The sequence below is a fragment of the Paenibacillus sp. FSL L8-0340 genome (assembly GCF_038593145.1).
Lineage (GTDB): Bacteria > Bacillota > Bacilli > Paenibacillales > Paenibacillaceae > Paenibacillus_AQ.
In genome coordinates, this window is sequence record NZ_CP151967.1 from 7035624 (window position 1) to 7053983 (window position 18360).

Below are 18360 nucleotides of genomic sequence, written 5' to 3' on the forward strand. Positions count from 1 at the left end.
TCATCTGTCAAATAAGCACGGTTATTGTGCGGATGTTGTTATGGTCAGCGGAGACCATTCGGCGATGACTGTCTGGCCATGGGCGGACACACTGCCTTCGGGCGTGAGGTCCTTCTCGGTCATAATGCCCAGTGCTACAGTGAAGCTGTTGAATTTGATCGGCACATGCTGCTCGCGCCGCACCTCTTTGCCGTTGACATAGAACACAGCCTCATCGTTCCCGCGGTTATAGGTTATCTTGTACGTGTTGAATTCACGCGGTTTGAAGTCCGTATCTTCCTTGAAAATGCAGAAGTATTTCGTTCCCCCGGTTTCAGGAACCTGCACGCCCGGGAAAGGCAGAACTCCGTAGACGCTGGCATATTTGTCGTTTCCGGCAAAGAAATCAAGCGCCGCACCCGTCGTGAAATCAAGCAGATTCAGCGAAACATAACCATCATACAGGTCTCCGGGTGCCGTACCCTGTGTGCGGGCGCGAATCTGCAGCTCGAAGCTGACCTCTCCGCTCTCCGGCACCTCGACCGGCTGAGCCGAATAATACATATGCTTGGCATTGTCGAGAATCTGCACATGGTTGTTCTGGCGGGACAGCTGGGCCCGCACATAAAGGTAGCCATTGCGCACAATCACAACAGCCTCCGGCTCACGGTAAGCCCAGAAAGAACCATCCGGCAAGGTGAATCCTCCGGTCTTCCAGACCTTGCCCTCCGACAGAATAGTATGAAAGTCTCCGAGTATGGTCGGGTTATACTGTGCAGCCTGTGCATCTTCATTGCTTGTTTTGTTCTTGTCCATGGGGTTCACTCTCTTTCTATCATCTAATGTTCAGCAATTTTTACATAAAGCCTTGAAGCAGCAGCGCTACCGCCATAATTGCACCGCAGCGCACGGAGGCCTGCTGGGAGGCGCCCATCAGCGGCAGATAGGCTGGCGAGGCATTTTGCGGCTGCAGGCCGCGGTATACATGCACCGGCGCAATCGCAGTGAGCAGTGCAAGCAGCGCATAAACCGGAAGCACGCCAAAGCCCACGCAGACGATCAGAGAAGCGTAGGACATATAAAGCAGCACACGCGAGAAGATCAGCGACTTGCGCTCTCCCCAAACGACAACAAGCGTACGCTTGCCTGCCTGCTCGTCCGCTTTCCAGTGCAGAAAATGATGGTTGAACAGCAGCAGCGTCGTCAGAAGTCCAACCGGAACCGAAAGCAGCACCGGCTTCAGGCTGAATTCGCCAGTCTGCACGAAATAAGAGCCGAGTACAGGCATAATGCCAAACGCAACGAAAATGGCGAATTCACTGTAACCCTTGCCCCGGTACCCAAAACGCAGTGGTGGAGCGACATAGAAATAGGCGATAAGTGCCCCTGCCGCTACAAACCAGAGAATCTCCCAGCCGCTATAAATACTGAGCACCGTGCCGCAAAGCACGGCGACTGCAAGCAAACTCCAGGTCAATACTGCGAAAACGGTCTCCGAGAGCAGACCTCCGGACAAAAAACCGGAGTTTGTGGAAATCATCCCCGGTGTGTTTTTTGCCTCCATATCAGTTCCGTTGCGAAAGTCCCATAAATCATTCACCATGTTAGAGAACAGATGCGCAGATATTGCCCCGATGATCGTTATAACAAACAAAAACGGATGGAACTCTCCCTCCCATACATATGCCCCGACAGTTCCCAAGACAACCGGTATGAGCATAACTGGGATGGTTCCAAACCGTGTAGCTTTCTTAAAAAATGTCCATTTATTCATGCCCAAGGTGGTCCCCTTCTATTATAATGTGATAATTATTATTGTTTAATTATTATACATCAAATTTCGACAGTTAGGGCAGAAAAGCGCTGCAAAATATTCCCTAATCATGGTACACTGGTTATAATGGTACTTATTTCCTATAAATTCTATAGATACTAAGGGGAGCAACATGAAGCTGCGCAAAAAAATAGTGATCTTCATCTGTGTCGTGGCCCTATCCGGCTTAGGGCTGACTTATCTGCTCCTGCACCTGATTCTGCTGGGCCGCTTCGAGAAGCTGGATGAAGCCGCACTGCGGGATAAGCTGGAGAATGCCGTCTCCTCTTATCAGAATGAGCTGCAGAATATGAAGACCCAGTTGCTTAAATATTCGGTTTGGGATGAATCCTACCGGTTTGCGGAATCCACGGACCCCGCAGATTCTATTAGTGACGCCTACCTAAGCAGTAACTATAGCCGGACAACTTATGAGATTAACCATTTTGATATGATGGCCCTGCTGAACCCTTCGGGTACCCCCTTGTACGGGGAAACCTACAATCCGGACTCCCGCAATCTATCTCCGCTAACACCGGAGATCATCACCTTGTTCAGGGATATTCATCAACGGCTTCCGAAATTATCCGGCGCAGAGGATAGCACAAGCGGCATTGTATTACTGGATAAAGGCCCTATGCTGATCACCCTGACCCCTATTGTAAACAGCGGCAAAACGAAACCGGTTGTTGGAACAGCAGTAGCCGGCAGAATGCTGCAGCAGGAGCAGCTCACAGAGATCTGGAATGAGGCAGCGTCCACCATCCAGATCAACCCTGTGAACTCCGGCAGACTCGCGGAGAGCAACGGAAGCAATATCTGGATGAGCCCTGCCTCGAACAATGTAATGTCCATTCACACAACTATATACGACCTGTTCGGCAACCCCGGTGTGGTTCTCACCCTTAAGCATCCGCGTCAGATCTACGTAAGCGGACTGCAGTCGATTAACAGCTTCCAACAGTATTTTCTTGCCGTCACTATGCTAATAAGCGGGGCCAGTCTCCTCTTCGTCAATCAATCTATCCTCGTAAGAATCTCCTTGTTGACCCGGAATATCCGGGCTATCGGCAGAAGCAAGGATTTATCCATCCGGATTGGCCCTTCCGGCAAAGACGAATTCAGCGATGTGGAGCAGGAGTTTAACCGGATGATTGATTCCCTGGAGCAGGCGCAGGAAGAGCTGCAGCTGCAAGCAATGCTTGACCCTCTGACTCAGCTGCCCAACCGTTCGCTGTTCTTCGCGAAGCTTAATGAAGCGATTGCTTCAATTAAAGGAACCGGCAGACAGCTCGGACTGGTATTTATTGATCTGGATCACTTCAAAACCGTAAACGATACACTCGGCCACGACTTTGGTGATGCCATGCTGAAGGAGATCGCTTTGCGGATTTCCCAAGTTATCGGACGTTGTGATGTGGTGTCCCGTCTGGGCGGCGATGAGTTCACGATCCTGCTCGCCGATATCCCCGATTCGGACAGCATTTCTGAGCAGCTGCTACGCATACGGGAGACGCTGTCGCTGCCCCACCGCATACAGGGACATCTCCTCTACAATACGGCCAGCATTGGCGTCAGCATCTATCCGCAGAACGGCGAAGACGCCGACTTTCTGGTCAAACAGGCCGATCTGGCCATGTTCCATGTCAAAGAAACAGGCCGCAACAATATTTTTCAATACTCTGAGGATCTTGAAGAAAGTATCCGCCGCAAAAATGTACTCTCCCAGCTGCTGCTCTCCGCAGCCGTGAATCATGAATTTGAAGTCCATTATCAGCCGATCCTCAGTTCCGGCAACCTGAAGGTTTCGAAGCTGGAGGCGCTGCTGCGCTGGACAAGCCCTGCATACGGCCCTATCTCGCCCGGCGAGTTTATCCCGCTCGCCGAAACCAGCGGCTCTATTGTAAACATCGGGAGCTGGGTGCTGCGGCAGGTCTGCTCCGATCTGCGTACTTTCCGGCAGAATGGGCTGGAGCTGACCGTGGCGGTCAACATTTCCGCCATGCAGCTGATGCAGCCGGGACTGTCTGAGCTGCTGCTGGAGCTGCTCCATGAATACGGGCTGCCCAGCTCATGCCTGGAGCTGGAGATTACGGAGAGCGTGCTGGTGTCGGGTGACAATATTTTCCATTCACTGCAACAGCTCAGGGGACACGGTTTCCGCATTTCCCTGGACGACTTTGGCACAGGCTTCTCTTCCCTCAGTTACCTGCGGCGCTTTCCCGTTGATGTAATCAAAATCGACCGTTCTTTTGTTTCCGAGATGACACTGGGCCCGCAGGGTGACGTGCTGATCAAGGCTATTATCGAGCTTAGCCATACTCTTGGACTGCAGGTAGTTTCCGAAGGAATCGAGCTGAAAGAGCAGTTCGACATGCTGCGCGACCTGGGCAGTGATGAGCTGCAGGGCTACTATATAAGCAGGCCGGTAAAATTCCAGGATATCCCTGACTTTTTAACGCAAAATAATCTCCTTTACCACAGTAAATGAGCACTCTTTTTTTGTAGGCAAGCTCAAAACGATATGATATGATAGGCAAGCTGATTACAGCACCCCTTTCCGGGTGCTGTGATCCTATGCGAACACTTATGAAAATTGGAGGCTTTAATTGCTATGTCAGCGCAACCGCAAACACAATCCGTCAAAATCGTCACTGCCGACCCCAGCGCCATCGGCTTGTTCGGATTGGCTATCGTCACCTTGGTCGCTTCTTCACAAAAGCTCGAAATTACAACAGGTCTCAGCTACTGTATTCCATGGGCTATATTCCTCGGAGCCTTCGCCCAGCTGTTCGCTTCTATCCAGGATGCCAAACACAACAACACCTTCGGGATGACCGCTTTTGGCGCTTATGCGTTCTTCTGGTTCGGCATGGCCGGAAGCTGGCTGATCAAGCTGGGTGTATTCGGTACGGTTCTGGCAGAAGGCGTTGATCCCAAACAGCTCGGCTTTGTTTTTGCGGGTTATTTGGTCTTCACGCTGTTCATGACCCTTGGCGCTGTGGAAGCCAATAGAGTGCTGCTTGTTATTTTTATACTGATCGATTTCCTGTTCCTCGGCTTGACCTTTGATGCGTTCGGAGTGGCTGCGGAATTCTTCCACAAGCTGGCTGCCGTATCGGAACTGGCCATCGGTATCGTATCACTGTACGGCTGCGGTGCATCTGTGCTCAACGCTCATTTCGGCCGCACGTTCCTGCCAATCGGTGCACCACTGGGTATTTTCAAGAAATAATCCCGTCTCTTCACTTGCACAAAGTCCATAATGTACTCATTTCTAGAGCAACGGATAAATACAGGCTGCCTTTAGGCGGAACGTATTTATCCGTTTTGGATTTTACGGGGTTCTTGTTAGGTTTTTCCTTGCACAAAGGCGATAAAAATGACATGCTAAAGAAACACCCACGACATATCTCGACATTTTTCTGCGGTGCTGGAACAGCTTCTAATGAGTTATTAATATAATGTTGAATTTCGGGTATCGGAGGCATTCCATGGCTTTCTTTAATAAAAAGCCTTTAACGATCATCCTCGGCTTCTTAGTCGTGCTGCAGCTCTCTCTGTTCTATTATTACTCCTTATCAGTGAACCGGGAATACCGGGCTGAAAAAGCCGGCTTGTCCTCAAAGGCAGTCATGTTATCATCGAACATTGAAGAGAAGGTTTCGATTGTCAAAGGTGTTAGTTCCTTTATTCAAACGGTCGGCTTTGATGCTGAGCCAGCGCTTATTAATCAATATTTAATGAAGGCTTATAACAATTCAAGCAATATTATGAATATTATGATCGCTCCGGACGGCCTCATCCGTTATCTCTATCCTCTCTCAGGCAATACAGCGATTCTTAATAAAAGTCTCCTGCTCGATCCCGACTTGTCCTCGCCCGGTTTGATTCAAGAAACGATCACTTCCCGGGGCATTACGGTGGACGGTCCCCGGGTACTTGCCCAGGGTGCCTTCGGCATGGTAATCAGGCAAGCTATTTATAACGGCAACTCATTCTCCGGCATCGTTTCCGTCACACTGAAGATCAATGATATTGAGAACCAGCTGCTGTTTAAAGACTCCCCCATGTATGTAACAGATGAAGACCATACCTTTTTATTTGGCAATCAAGCCCACGGGAACGAAGAGCAGGTCACGGTTCCCATTGAAATTAAAAATCAGCATTGGCTGATGGGAATCCCCTTTTCTTCGCACAAGAAATGGGAGATCTTCCGCAGCGTCCTGTGGATCGACATTTCCTTTCTGCTCGTTATGGCCTTTATTCTGTATATCTTCTGGCATCAGGACCGGTTCAACCGCGAACTGGAGCGCGTGGTCAATATCCGCACCCGGGATCTCCGAATATCCAAACGCCTATATGAAAAACTTGCCCATTATGACAGTTTGACGGAAATTCCGAACCGGCGTTACTTCATGGATGAATTCGGACGGCTGCTGCAATGCGCCGAACCTGCGCAGACCTATACGCTGTTCTTTTTTGATCTAAACAGGTTCAAGGAGATCAATGACACCCTCGGCCACTCCACGGGCGACCAGGTCATCAAAACACTGGCCTGCCGGCTGAAGGACAGCGGCCTGCCCTTCAAGCTGTTCGCGCGTACCGGCGGCGATGAATTCGTAATGATCTTCTCCGATTTGCCGCGGGAGCAGATCCCTGAAATTTCCGGGCATATCAGCCTGCTGATCTCTGAAACACTGCTGATTGCCGGGGCATATTTAAGTCTCTCAACCAGCATAGGGATCTCTCTTTATCCGGAGCATTCCCTCCACAAGGAGGATTTGCTGAAATTCGCCGACATGTCCATGTATCAGGCGAAGTCACAGGAAGACAGCAATTATTTCGTGTTTGACTGGGAGCTGCGCGAGAAGCTGGAGCAGAAAACGATGATCTCCAAGTATCTGCATTCCGCGCTGGAGCGTGAAGAATTCGTGCTCCATTATCAGCCGCAGATCAATGCCGTCACCGGCCAAATGGTTGGTATGGAGGCCCTGATCCGCTGGAACCATCCGGAGAAGGGGCTGATCGGGCCCGGAGCCTTCATCACTGCTGTGGAAGACGCCGGGCTAATGATTCAGCTCACCGACTGGGTGCTGCAGGAAGTATGCCGCCAGCTCTGCGAATGGAGAACGATGGGCATGCCGCTGCTGCGGACATCCATCAACATCTCCAACAGCTGGTTCTATAACCGGAATCTGATAGAGAACCTGCTTGGCGTGCTTGAGCAATATGGGCTGGAGACGAATATGCTGGAATTCGAGATCACAGAAAGCACCGCCCTGCTCGAGGAGCATTATCCGCTGCTGCAGCAGATGCGCGACCATGGGATTGTCGTTTCGATTGACGACTTTGGCACCAAATATTCTTCACTGAATTATTTGAAGCATTTCCCTGTCAACAAGATCAAGATTGACCGCACCTTCATTACCGGCATTGGTGTCAGCTCCATTGATGAGACCATTATTAAGTCAATTGTTTATGTCGCCTCCCAGCTTGGTTATGACCTGATTGCGGAAGGTGTAGAGACGCCTGAACAAGCCCAGTTCCTGATTAAGCATGACTGCCCTTATATCCAGGGATTTCTTTACTTCCCTCCGCTTCCTGCGGATGAGATCTTCAAGCTTGCTTCCTGATGTTGCCCGGGAAGATACTGTACCGTATGTCTCAGGCTCCCTTTGGGGAGCTTTTTCTGTACTATATATAATAAGTAAGCACTACCGGAGGTGGGATTCTGTGAAAAATGAAAAGGCCTTAGGGGTGTATGGCTTCCGCTTTAGCGAGCCGGAGCAGTTGCCGCTCTGCAACCTCTTTGCAGTCGGGCATGAGATTGTAAGTAATGCTTCTTACCACTGGAATGGAATGGAGCGACGTGACGGCCCCCTGTTACTCTTCCAATATACAGTTGAGGGCGCAGGGGTATTCAGCACGGAACACGAGAGCTTCAAAATCAGCTCCGGACGGGCATTTCTGGCGGAAATCCCCAGCAGCCACAGCTATTATTATCCCGGCGGTTCCCAGCCGTGGGAGTTTTATTTCCTGCTCTTCAGGCCGCAGCTGGTACAGCCCCTCTGGGAGGAGATCAAGGTCAAGCTCGGTCCGGCGCCGGTCATCGAAACGGGAAGCCTGCCCATCCGCATGCTGCGGGATATTACCCGGGAAGCCCATAGCGGAAAAATCACCGATCCTTACATCGCCTCCTCGCTGCTGTATCAATTCATGATGGAGCTCGGCAGACTGTCGTCCAGCGGGCCGCGCCATGAAACGGAGTGGCCGGCGGCGGTTAGGGATGCCGTTACTTTTATCGAAGGCCATCACAACTCCATGATTGGCCAGGAAGAGCTTGCGGAGAAGCTCGGACTTTCCAAATTCCATCTGCTGCGGACATTCAGCAAATATGTCGGTGTAACACCCAATGAATACCTGAACCGCATCCGTATCGAGCGGGCGGTGGATCTGCTGCGGACAACAGACCACAGTATTGAAGCCATCGCGGTTCAGGTCGGATATTCCACCGGAAGCTATTTCATCAAAGTGTTTCACAAGCTGACGGGACAAACGCCTGGCAATTTCCGCACCGGAAACGGCAGCCTCCAGTATAACCGTTTGTTCTTCAGTTAAATTCCCGCCATGCGCAATTTTGTGCTATTGAGATAACTATTTTACTGTAGAAATGGGTTTTGAAAGTGTTTTATGATGGATCTATTAGAGCAAGTTTATTCTACAACCCCTTCCGGGGTTTAAGGAGCGAGATCATCATAATGAGTCACTTACAGTATGCGAAAACACCGCCTATGGGCTGGAACAGCTGGGATTGCTATGGAGCTGCAGTTACGGAACAGGAAATCCGCGGAAATGCTGAATATATGGCGGCGAACCTGAAGTCCTTCGGCTGGGAATATGTCGTTGTGGATATTCAGTGGTATGAGCCGGGGGCAATTTCTTCGCAGTACCGTCCTTTTGTTCCGCTGGAAATGGACGAATATTCCCGGCTGATGCCGGCAGTGAACCGTTTCCCCTCGGCAGAAGGCGGCAAGGGGTTTCTCCCTTTGTCTGATTATGTACACAGTCTGGGCCTTAAATTCGGCATTCATCTGATGCGCGGAATTCCAAGACAGGCGGCGCATGCCGCCACCCCGGTCAAAGGTTCAGGAGCGACCGCCCGGGACATCGCCCATCCCAACTCCATCTGCCCCTGGAACACCGATATGTATGGGGTTGATGCTGCCAAGGAAGGTGCCCAAGCGTACTACAATTCCCTATTTGAGCTGTATGCCGAATGGGGCGTAGACTTTGTGAAGGTGGATGATATTGCTGCGTCCAGACTGTACGATACACACCAGCCCGAGATTGGGCTGATCCAGAATGCGATCCGGCACTGCGGACGCCCGATGATCCTAAGCCTCTCCCCGGGACCGGCACCGGTTTCTTATGGAGATTTCCTCGGCCAACATGCCAATATGTGGCGGATCACCGATGACTTCTGGGATCATTGGGACCTGCTCCTGGATATGTTTGACCGCTGTGAGGCGTGGGCAGGCAAAGCCGAAGCCGGCAGCTGGCCGGATTGCGATATGCTGCCGCTGGGCCATATCGGCATCCGCTCCGTAGACGGCGGCGGGGCTGACCGCTGGACTCGCTTCACGCCTGATGAGCAGGTCACCATGATGACCTTGTGGAGCATCTTCCGCTCGCCCCTGTTCTTCGGCGGCGAACTTCGCGATAACGACGCTTGGACCCTTTCCTTGCTGACCAACCCAGATGTACTGGAGATGCACCGCAACAGCAACGGCGCACGCCTCATCAGCCGGGCAGGAGACCGCGTGGTCTGGACGGCGGAAGGGGACTCCGGGTGCCGCTATGCCGCGATGTTTAATACCGGCGAAAACACCCAGAGGGTCAGCGTAACTCTCGCAGAACTGGGCCTTGAGAGACCAGTCACTGCCAAGGAGCTTTGGAGCGGGGCGGAGGTTGGCCCCGTGCAAGACGAGCTCGCTTGCGAGATTGCTCCGCATGGCGCAGTACTGTATCGTCTGACATAGCTCCCGCTGCAGTCATAACGTTGAATGAACCAAGTGATTCATCTTACGGCAGACCCGGATTAACGGGCCTGCCGTTTTGCTGCAGATATATGCCGGGAAATCCAACCAGCCATAGCACATCCCCTCTCAGGACAGTCACAGGATAGATCCAATCGAGCCAATCCCCTACACGCCTAGCGGCATTTGGAACATCTTATGACAGCAGGCATACTTCTCCTCACGTTAACCATACTAAGGTCATTCTATGATGTGACGGAGGAATGCAGCGATGGGCAAAAAGATGAATCTGCTGATGTTCAGCGGGGAATATGACAAAGCGATGGCCGGGTTGATTCTGGCCAATACCGCAAGGGATATTGAGGTTGAGGTCACAATGTTTTTCGCCTTTTGGGGACTCTTCCTTGTCCGCGACCCCGAGAAGATGACACTTGAGGATAAGACAATTTATGAAAAGCTGATGGATGTCATTACACCGAAGGGACCACAGCACCTCCCGCTTTCGCGGATGAACTTCAGCGGTCTTGGACGGATGATGCTGGAGGAAATGATGGAGGATCAGGGCGCGCCGAAGCTGATTCATTTTCTCAAGGGCGCCCGCAAAAAAAACATTAAATTCTACGCCTGCAAGCTGTCCGTAGAGATCATGGGCTTCAAGCCGGAGGAGTTTCTGCCCGAGGTGGAGATCATTGATGCGGCCACCTATCTGAAGGATGCGCTGGAAAGTGACATGCAGCTCTTTATTTAGAGGAGCTCCTTAATGAATGCAGACAATAGGCTTTAACCCATTGCCTCCAGCGGGCATATACTGAGCCTGGGAATATAACCCCACTCTTAATTCGCAAGAAGAAACGGCCGTGCCGTCCTTTGTAAGAGGGCGTGAGCCGTATCTTGCGAGAAATCACCGGGCTGGAGGGATTGTCTGTGCTGAGCATCAACCACGCTTCTTCTGCGGAGGAGCCCGCTTCACTGCAAGAGCATTTCGCAACGTTTCGCGAGCATACCATCGGCAACCGGCATTCTATTTCCACGCCTTACGGACGGCAGCCGCTGCTGTATGCCGACTGGACCGCCAGCGGGCGCTTGTATGAGCCGATTGAGCGCAAAATGCAGGAGACGTTCGGCCCCTATGTCAGCAATCCGCATACCGAGTCCAATACGACCGGTTTAACTATAACACTCGCCTATGCCGAGGCTCAGAACATTATTAAGCGGCATGTTCATGCCGGGCCGGGAGACGCCCTGCTCTTCTGCGGCAACGGCACAACCGGAGCAGTGAACAAGCTGCTGCGGCTGATGGGCCTAAAGCTGCCGGAATGGATGCGGGATCATTACCTCTGTCTTCCAGAGGAACGCCCGGTTATCTTCATCAGCCACATGGAGCATCATTCCAACCTGCTGCCTTGGCAGGAGGGCATCGGCGACGTGGTCACCGTACCGGCCGGGGCGGATGGAAGCATGGATCTCCGGGAACTGGAGGATCTGTTGATCCGCTACCGGAACCGCCGCTTCAAGATCGGCTCCTTTACCGCCTGCTCCAATGTAACCGGCATACAGACCCCGTACCACAAGCTCGCTGAGGTGATGCACCGGCACGGAGGCCTCTGTTTTGTCGATTTTGCCGCCAGCGCGGCTTATGAAGAGATCGACATGCATCCTGCCTCCCCGCTGGAGAAGCTCGATGCCATCTTCTTCTCTCCCCATAAATTCCTTGGAGGCCCCGGTTCAAGCGGGGTACTGGTATTCGATACCGCGCTTTGCAGGGGCCAGCTCCCGGATGAGCCCGGCGGCGGCACGGTGGTTTGGGTTAATCCCTGGGGCGGACGCCGCTACATAGATGAAGTGGAGGTCCGCGAGGACGGTGGAACACCGGGGTTCCTGCAGGCCTTCCGCACAGCGCTCTGCCTGAAACTGAAGGAGAAGATGAATGGCAACGGGCAGTTCATGATGCGGAGGGAACAGGAACTGTGCCGCCAGCTGCTGACCGGGCTTGCCGGAATCCCCGGATGTTACATCCTGGCGGGTGAGCATACCAAACGCCACGGCATCGTATCCTTTATCTTGAAGAACATCCATTACAATCTGGCCGTCAAGCTGCTGAATGACCGTTTTGGCATTCAGGCCCGCGGAGGCTGCTCCTGCGCCGGCCCCTACGGACATTATCTGCTTGGACTTGACGCCAAGCTCTCCCAGCATTTCATTCACGCGATTCAGGCCGGAGACCAGTCTTTGAAGCCGGGTTGGATCCGCCTTTCGCTGCACCCCATCATGACAGACCGTGAAGTCCAAACGATCATCTCCGCAGTGCGGAGCATTGTCCGCCATATAGAGGAATGGAGACAGGATTACCGCTATAACGCCTCTACAAACAGCTGGGTTCATCTCAGCGGAAACCATGAGACCGATGCCGACATCAGCGGACTATTCGTGGTGTGAAGAATTTCCCGCGGCAAGCGGCTTCTCCTGTTCCCGCGCCGCCCGGGCAAACCGGGCCTCTATGGCCTTGACGCACCATAGGGAAACACCGATGAACAGCAGCACATAGATGATCTCCCACGGATTGCGGATAAACCGATCCAAGTCATTTCCGATATAGGAAACTGCAAACACCATGATGGCTTTGCCTGCACACAAAGCGAGCAGATAAGACCGCAGGCGCATGCCGGCAAGCCCGGCTGCCATATTGATGACCACAAAAGGCCCTACCGGAAATATACTGAGCAGGAAGACATAACTGAACCCGCTCTGGCGGACCCACGTCATGCTTCTCGCTACTTTTGGCCGCTGCGCCCACTTCCGCAGATAGCGGTGGGATGCAATTTTGCGGATAATCATAAACGTGGTCACACAACCGGCAACCAGCCCGATCCAGGAATACAGGAATCCGAGCCATAAGCCATAAACCGCACCGTTTAATCCCACAATCGCAATCGTAGGCAGCGGCGGTACAAAAGATTTCATAAAAGTCAGCCCGATCCCGGGCAGCGGCCCGAGCGAGCGGTACTGCTCCAGCAACAGCCGCAGACGTTCCTCTGTCAGCCATGATACCGTATCCAGAAAGTACATACCCTCCCGCACTCCTCATCCTTGCTAAATTTGAATCTGTATAATTTGTGGCGCCGAGCCTCAATTATACAATAGATTGGCACAGGATGACCTTTTCTGTTGGCAGCATCCTGTTCTTCTTGTACTATGTTGCTATAATTATCAATGTAAAGGGGAGAGCTCCATGTTAATACCATCCAGACTGCTGGATATACGGAAAACTGCGCTTCAAGATTTGGATTTCGTCCTGGCTGCCGAGCAGGCCGAATCTAATCGACGCTTTATCGGACAATGGAGCAGGGAACAGCATGTTGCAGCACTACAGGACGGGGACATTCTGCATCTCATCATCCAGGATAAATCCGGGGAACAAGCAGGCTATGTGATTATAACGGGGCTGCAGGACCCTAATCTTAGTGTCTGCATTAAGCGGCTTGTCATACAGGCTAAGGAACGAGGCTACGGAAAAACAACCCTCTCACTGCTGACGGATTGGATCTTCACCCAAACCGAAACCCACCGGCTGTGGCTGGACGTTAAAGAACATAACTTCAGAGCCCGTCATGTCTATGAAGGTGCGGGATTCACACTGGAAGGGACCCTTAGGGACTGTGTAAGGACTGGGGATTCTTTCGAGTCGCTGCACATCATGTCGATTCTGCGGTCCGAGTATTTGGACAAGCTATCGCTGCAGGCATAGTCTTCTTGGCGCCAATTCCCTCTGCAGCGCCCTTTAGCAGGGCAAGTTCTCTACATAAATTTGCCGGACTGCACAAAAAAGACTGCCAGATAGGAGCCAATTGTTTCTTGGCCTACCGGCAGTTTTTTTGACACGCGAACCCTGTATCTTAGAATTGTCGCACCTTACGTATGCGTTTCTATGGGGGTGGCCGGTCTCAGACCACATAAAACCACCGTCGTCACATGCTTGCGCGCATCCGCCGTCAGCAGCTGCAGCTCCACCGGCACCCTGCCTGGGCTGCTATGAATAAATCTCACCCTGGCACCGTCCAAATCCTCTTCAATACTGACGATGGAGTAGCCTTGCAGCAGCAAATCGTCAACCTCCTGCCGCTCTTGGTCAAACTCATCAAATGCAGACATCTCAGACCACTCCTCCGCTGATTTCCGCTTTGGCCGGTCGCGGTGCTTCCGCTGCAAACCTTTTGCGGTGCAGGTATTTGCCGGAACCCGCCCGGCCGACAAACCGCTTGTCGCGGATCACGAATTCCCCCCGGCTGAGTACGGATACCGGTTCGCCTTTAACCTCAAAGCCTTCAAACGCGTTGTAATCGACGTTCATATGATGGGTTTCGGCAGACAGTGTTCTTTCCACCGACGGATCAAAAATCACGATGTCTGCGTCGCTGCCTACAGCTATAGTGCCCTTTTGCGGAAATAGGCCAAACAGCTTGGCGCTGGAGGTCGAAATGATATCCACGAATTTATTAAGCGAAATCCGCCCCTTCTGCACCCCTTCGGAGTAGAGCAAGCTGAACCGGTCTTCAATCGTCGGACCGCCGTTCGGGATCTTGGAGAAGTCGCCCAGACCCAGATCCTTCTGCCCCTTGAAGTCAAAGGAGCACTGATCGGAACCGATCGTTTGCAGCGTGCCGCTCCACAGCGCATCCCACAGCACCTCCTGATTCCACTGCTCGCGCAGCGGCGGGGACCAGACATATTTGGCGCCTTCAAAATCAGGCTTCGCGAGCGCGGTCTGATCCAGCACCAGATATTGCGGGCAGGTTTCACCGTAGACACGCAGCCCTTTCTTGCGGGCTTCAGCAATCTTCCAGGCCGCTTCGGCGCAGGTTACATGCACGACGTAGAGCTGCGAATCAGTCAGCTCCGTCAAGTAAGCGGCCCGGCCCGTGGCTTCACCCTCCAGCTCCGGGGGGCGGGTTAGCGCATGGTAGATCGGATCGGTGTTGCCTGCGGCCAGAGCCTGCTCCACCAGATATTCGATCACATCGCCGTTCTCGGCATGGACCATAACGAGTGCGCCTTCCCGCTTGGCTGCCTGCAAAGTCTTGTACAGTACACCGTCATCGGCCTGAAAAGTGTTCTTGTAGGCCATGAACACCTTCAGCGAAGTGATGCCTTCGTCTTCAATAATTTGCGGCAGCTCGCCCAGCACCTTGTCATTCAGCTCCGAAACCATCAGGTGAAAGCTGTAGTCAATCACCGCTTTATCCTGTGATTTGTTATGCCAGGTATCGACAGCCTGCTGAAGCGGCTGGCCTTTGGCCGTCAGGCAGAAGTCGATGACCGTTGTCGTTCCGCCATAGGCGGCGGCAATCGTGCCGGTCTCGAAGTCATCAGCCGTCACGGTTCCCCCGAAGGGCATATCCAGATGTGTATGGGGATCTATCCCTCCCGGAAAGACATAACAGCCGGAAGCGTCAATAATCTCCGCACCCGGCGCTTCCAGCTTCAGCCCTATTCCGGTAATAATGCCGTCCTCAAACAGCACATCTCCCTTATAAGTATCCGCTGCGGTAACGATAATGCCATTTTTGATTATCTTCTTCATGCTAGACCACCTCCGCTTCTGAATACGAGCCGTTCAAGCCGCTGATGACCTTCTGACGCTGATTCCAGGTCAGAGGCGCCGCGCCGCTGTCCAGGGCAACCATATCAATGGCTCCGTCTGCCGGGCAGACAATGGAGCACAAATTGCAGCCCACACAGTCTTCTTCACGCACTTGCAGAATTGCCTTTCCTGCGGCATCCGTTAACATGTCGATACATTGATGCGAAGCATCCTCGCAGGCAATATGGCATTTGTTACAGTTGATGCAGTTCTCCTCGTTAATTCGTGCAACGACTTTATAGTTGAGGTCCAGATCACCCCAATTGGAGTACTTAGACACCGATTTGCCAATCAGCTCAGTGACCGAAGCCAGCCCTTTATCATCCAGATAATTGTTCAGCCCGTCGATCATCTCCTCGACGATCCGGAAGCCGTGATGCATAACTGCCGTGCAGACCTGAATGCCCGTGGAGCCCATCAGCATGAACTCAACCACATCCTGCCAGGTGGAGATGCCGCCAATTCCGGAGATCGGCACGCCGACTCCGCGGTCGCGGGCGCATTCGGCCACCATGCTGAGCGCAATCGGCTTCACCGCCGGGCCGCAATAACCGCCATGCGCGCCTTGGCCGCCGACATTCGGAATCGTGTTCCAGCTGTGAATGTCCACGCCGGCCAGACTGTTGATTGTATTAATCAGGCTGATCGCATCGGCGCCGCCTTTGACGGCATGGCGGGCAACGACTGTAATATCCGTTATATTCGGGGTCAGTTTCACAATGACCGGCGTGGTCGCGACTTCTTTGACCCAGGTGGTCTGCGCCTGTACGAGGTCGGGCTGCTGGCCGGAGGCTGCGCCCATGCCGCGTTCCGCCATCCCGTGCGGGCAGCCAAAGTTAAGCTCCAGGCCGTCTACGCCGACAGCCTCTACCCGTTTGACGATTTCATGCCATTTGTCCTGCCTCGGTTCGACCATCAGGGAGGCAATAATCGCATGACCCGGAAACTTTTTCTTCGTTTCATAGATCTCCTTCAGGTTCACCTCAAGCGGGCGGTCCGTAATCAGCTCGATATTGTTGAAGCCCGCCACACGCTGACCGTTGAAATGCACGGCCGCAAACCGGGAGGAGGTGTTAATGATCGGATCACCGAGTGTCTTCCACACCGCCCCTCCCCAGCCGGCCTCGAACGCCCGCTGCACTTGATAGCCTGTATTGGTAGGCGGCGCAGACGCCAGCCAGAATGGATTAGGTGACTTGATACCTGCAAGATCAATACTCAAATCTGCCATTGATGTTCCCTCCCTGTCATATAAAGTCCGGTTGAAGCCGCCGGTCTTGTATTGCTTGGCACTCCCCGTTTAGACAGCAGAACCTGCCACGCTGTCCTGCAGGCCCAACAATTGCTTCACAATCGCATAAGCGGCGTCTTTGCCCTGCTGGGCGGCGGATACGACCATCGCTTCGCCTTTGCCGGAACCAAACACAATATCACCAGCGGCATAAATCTGCGGATCCGACGTCCGTCCGGTCTTCTCATCAATTGTGACAACCCCATAGTTGTGCTCAAGACCGAGCGCTTCAACCAGGTCCAACCGCCGCTTCTGTCCGATCGCTACCACAACCGCATCCACCGGTATCAGGAACTCAGAGCCATCAACAGGCATCGGCGCAAGGCGGCCGTCTTTGCCGGTCTCCCCGGTCAGCTTCATCTGCACGCACTCCAGTGCCGTAACATTGCCGAGCTCGTCCCCGACAATACGCTTCGGCAAAGTCAGCCAGTTGAATTCCACACCTTCCTGCTTGGCAAATTCATATTCGAAATCGTAGGCCGTCATCTCCGAGCGCGTACGGCGGTAGACCATCTTCACATTCGATGCCCCCAGCCGCACCGAGCAGGTTGCCGCATCAATGGCCGTATTGCCTGCGCCGATGACAGCGACGCGCTGGCCCATCAGCTCCAGTGTGGGAATGCCTGTCTTGGTGGTCTCCACCAGCTCTATCGCATCGTATACCCCGGACAGCTTCTCTCCTTCAATCCCAAGCGGAGGAACATACCCCATCCCTGCAGCCAGCACAATGGCATCATACTCCGCCTTCAGCTCCTCCACGGAGACGTCAACGCCAACCTTCGTTCCGGTGCGGATCTCCACGCCCAGCTGCTCCACCTGCTCCACTTCCCACAGCGATATAGACTGCGGCAGCCGGAAAGAGACAATACCATGCGTATCCAGCCCGCCGGCGAGCGGCTTCGCCTCATAGATCACCACCTGGAAGCCTTCACGCGCCAGCTCTCTAGCCGCTGACAGCCCGGCAGGACCGCTCCCGATGACAGCGACCTTTTTGTCATTAGGAGCACCGGCTTTGAATAACTGAACACCGCTGTTTATAGCCCAGTCCGTGGCATAACGCTGCAGCAGTCCGATCTGGATTGGTGCCGAAGCATCATTCAGAACGCATGCGCCTTCGCACAATTCCCCGGTAGGACAGACACGGGCGCAACTGGCGCCTACAGGATTGGAGTCCATGATCGTCTGCGCCGAGCCTTTTAAATTATCGGTGGCAATCCGCTTAATAAAGGAAGGAATATTAATGCTGGTCGGGCAGGCTTTAATACAGGGGGCGTCATAACAATACAGACAACGGTTGGATTCTTCGATTGCACCTTTGCGGGTCAAACCCGGCTCAGCCTCGGCGAAGTTGCGCATGAACATATCAGGCGTAAACGTGGTTAACGGAGAAGAATGCTCCATCAGATCTCCCTCCTTCTGGACGAGTGGTGTTCCCAGGCATTACCGGATAAAAAATTACATTTTCATCATCGAAGTCATCTTTGTGTTATATAATATAACATTATTTCAATAATCGCCTTAAAATTTTACTTACTCATCAGGCTTGATGTAGTAAAATGGGCAATAAACCAAAGAATCCATTCTATTTTCTTTCTGAACG

At 53.0% G+C, this 18360-nt stretch carries 15 protein-coding genes; 8 read left to right on the top strand and 7 right to left on the bottom strand.

What is annotated here, in order from left to right:
* Positions 1-21 precede the first annotated feature (21 nt).
* Positions 22-795 (bottom strand): DUF6081 family protein, encoded by a 774-nt coding sequence (locus tag NST07_RS32225; RefSeq protein WP_341096961.1) that lies wholly within the window; start codon positions 793-795, stop codon positions 22-24.
* Positions 796-835: 40 nt separating this feature from the next.
* On the bottom strand, positions 836-1753 hold the full coding sequence (locus NST07_RS32230; protein ID WP_342480768.1) for a prenyltransferase: 918 nt from the start codon (positions 1751-1753) through the stop codon (positions 836-838).
* A 172-nt stretch (positions 1754-1925) separates the two neighbouring features.
* Here NST07_RS32230 and NST07_RS32235 point away from each other — a divergent pair, with 172 nt between their 5' ends.
* The 7 genes from NST07_RS32235 (at position 1926) to NST07_RS32265 (ending at position 12267) form a co-directional block, all read left to right on the top strand.
* Positions 1926-4283, top strand: coding sequence for an EAL domain-containing protein (locus NST07_RS32235; protein WP_342480769.1), 2358 nt, complete (start codon positions 1926-1928; stop codon positions 4281-4283).
* A gap of 123 nt (positions 4284-4406) precedes the next feature.
* Positions 4407-5027, top strand: coding sequence for an acetate uptake transporter (locus NST07_RS32240; RefSeq protein ID WP_341096967.1), 621 nt, complete (start codon positions 4407-4409; stop codon positions 5025-5027).
* A 259-nt stretch (positions 5028-5286) separates the two neighbouring features.
* Positions 5287-7428, top strand: a complete 2142-nt coding sequence (locus NST07_RS32245) for an EAL domain-containing protein (RefSeq protein ID WP_341096969.1) — start codon at positions 5287-5289, stop codon at positions 7426-7428.
* A gap of 100 nt (positions 7429-7528) precedes the next feature.
* Entirely contained in the window at positions 7529-8413 is an 885-nt protein-coding gene (locus tag NST07_RS32250) for an AraC family transcriptional regulator (protein WP_342480770.1), read from the top strand.
* A 140-nt stretch (positions 8414-8553) separates the two neighbouring features.
* Positions 8554-9834 carry a glycoside hydrolase family 27 protein gene (locus NST07_RS32255; protein WP_342480771.1) on the top strand — a complete coding sequence of 427 codons (1281 nt, stop codon included), beginning with the start codon at positions 8554-8556 and terminating at the stop codon, positions 9832-9834.
* Positions 9835-10102: 268 nt separating this feature from the next.
* The gene (locus NST07_RS32260; protein WP_038597634.1) at positions 10103-10579 is read left to right on the top strand and encodes a DsrE/DsrF/DrsH-like family protein; all 477 of its coding nucleotides are present in this window, start codon (positions 10103-10105) and stop codon (positions 10577-10579) included.
* A gap of 176 nt (positions 10580-10755) precedes the next feature.
* Positions 10756-12267 (top strand): aminotransferase class V-fold PLP-dependent enzyme, encoded by a 1512-nt coding sequence (locus NST07_RS32265; protein ID WP_341097809.1) that lies wholly within the window; start codon positions 10756-10758, stop codon positions 12265-12267.
* Here NST07_RS32265 and NST07_RS32270 read toward each other — a convergent pair.
* Complete coding sequence (locus NST07_RS32270) at positions 12253-12897, bottom strand: TVP38/TMEM64 family protein (protein ID WP_038597638.1); 645 nt, start codon at positions 12895-12897, stop codon at positions 12253-12255. The genes NST07_RS32265 and NST07_RS32270 overlap by 15 nt on opposite strands.
* Before the next feature lie 163 nt (positions 12898-13060).
* Here NST07_RS32270 and NST07_RS32275 point away from each other — a divergent pair, with 163 nt between their 5' ends.
* Positions 13061-13576, top strand: a complete 516-nt coding sequence (locus NST07_RS32275) for a GNAT family N-acetyltransferase (protein ID WP_341096974.1) — start codon at positions 13061-13063, stop codon at positions 13574-13576.
* 164 nt (positions 13577-13740) lie between these two features.
* On the opposite strand, the gene NST07_RS32280 is transcribed toward NST07_RS32275, so the two are convergent.
* The 4 genes from NST07_RS32280 to NST07_RS32295 all read right to left on the bottom strand — a co-directional run bounded on the left by NST07_RS32280 (position 13741) and on the right by NST07_RS32295 (position 18161).
* A complete protein-coding gene (locus tag NST07_RS32280; RefSeq protein WP_341096975.1) occupies positions 13741-13980 on the bottom strand; it encodes a hypothetical protein in 240 nt (79 codons plus the stop codon).
* 1 nt (position 13981) lies between these two features.
* Positions 13982-15409 carry a dihydropyrimidinase gene (hydA, locus tag NST07_RS32285; protein WP_341380059.1) on the bottom strand — a complete coding sequence of 476 codons (1428 nt, stop codon included), beginning with the start codon at positions 15407-15409 and terminating at the stop codon, positions 13982-13984.
* Position 15410: 1 nt separating this feature from the next.
* A complete protein-coding gene (gene preA, locus NST07_RS32290; protein ID WP_038597650.1) occupies positions 15411-16700 on the bottom strand; it encodes an NAD-dependent dihydropyrimidine dehydrogenase subunit PreA in 1290 nt (429 codons plus the stop codon).
* Between the two features lie 69 nt (positions 16701-16769).
* The gene (locus NST07_RS32295) at positions 16770-18161 is read right to left on the bottom strand and encodes an NAD(P)-dependent oxidoreductase (protein ID WP_342480772.1); all 1392 of its coding nucleotides are present in this window, start codon (positions 18159-18161) and stop codon (positions 16770-16772) included.
* Positions 18162-18360 lie beyond the last annotated feature (199 nt).

Coding starts and splice junctions, on each gene's coding strand:
- NST07_RS32225 (WP_341096961.1), bottom strand. CDS start 795: ATGGACAAGAACAAAACAAGCAATGAAGATGCACAGGCTGCACAGTAT.
- NST07_RS32230 (WP_342480768.1), bottom strand. CDS start 1,753: ATGAATAAATGGACATTTTTTAAGAAAGCTACACGGTTTGGAACCATC.
- NST07_RS32235 (WP_342480769.1), top strand. CDS start 1,926: ATGAAGCTGCGCAAAAAAATAGTGATCTTCATCTGTGTCGTGGCCCTA.
- NST07_RS32240 (WP_341096967.1), top strand. CDS start 4,407: ATGTCAGCGCAACCGCAAACACAATCCGTCAAAATCGTCACTGCCGAC.
- NST07_RS32245 (WP_341096969.1), top strand. CDS start 5,287: ATGGCTTTCTTTAATAAAAAGCCTTTAACGATCATCCTCGGCTTCTTA.
- NST07_RS32255 (WP_342480771.1), top strand. CDS start 8,554: ATGAGTCACTTACAGTATGCGAAAACACCGCCTATGGGCTGGAACAGC.
- NST07_RS32260 (WP_038597634.1), top strand. CDS start 10,103: ATGGGCAAAAAGATGAATCTGCTGATGTTCAGCGGGGAATATGACAAA.
- NST07_RS32270 (WP_038597638.1), bottom strand. CDS start 12,897: ATGTACTTTCTGGATACGGTATCATGGCTGACAGAGGAACGTCTGCGG.
- NST07_RS32275 (WP_341096974.1), top strand. CDS start 13,061: ATGTTAATACCATCCAGACTGCTGGATATACGGAAAACTGCGCTTCAA.
- NST07_RS32280 (WP_341096975.1), bottom strand. CDS start 13,980: ATGTCTGCATTTGATGAGTTTGACCAAGAGCGGCAGGAGGTTGACGAT.
- hydA (WP_341380059.1), bottom strand. CDS start 15,409: ATGAAGAAGATAATCAAAAATGGCATTATCGTTACCGCAGCGGATACT.
- preA (WP_038597650.1), bottom strand. CDS start 16,700: ATGGCAGATTTGAGTATTGATCTTGCAGGTATCAAGTCACCTAATCCA.
- NST07_RS32295 (WP_342480772.1), bottom strand. CDS start 18,161: ATGGAGCATTCTTCTCCGTTAACCACGTTTACGCCTGATATGTTCATG.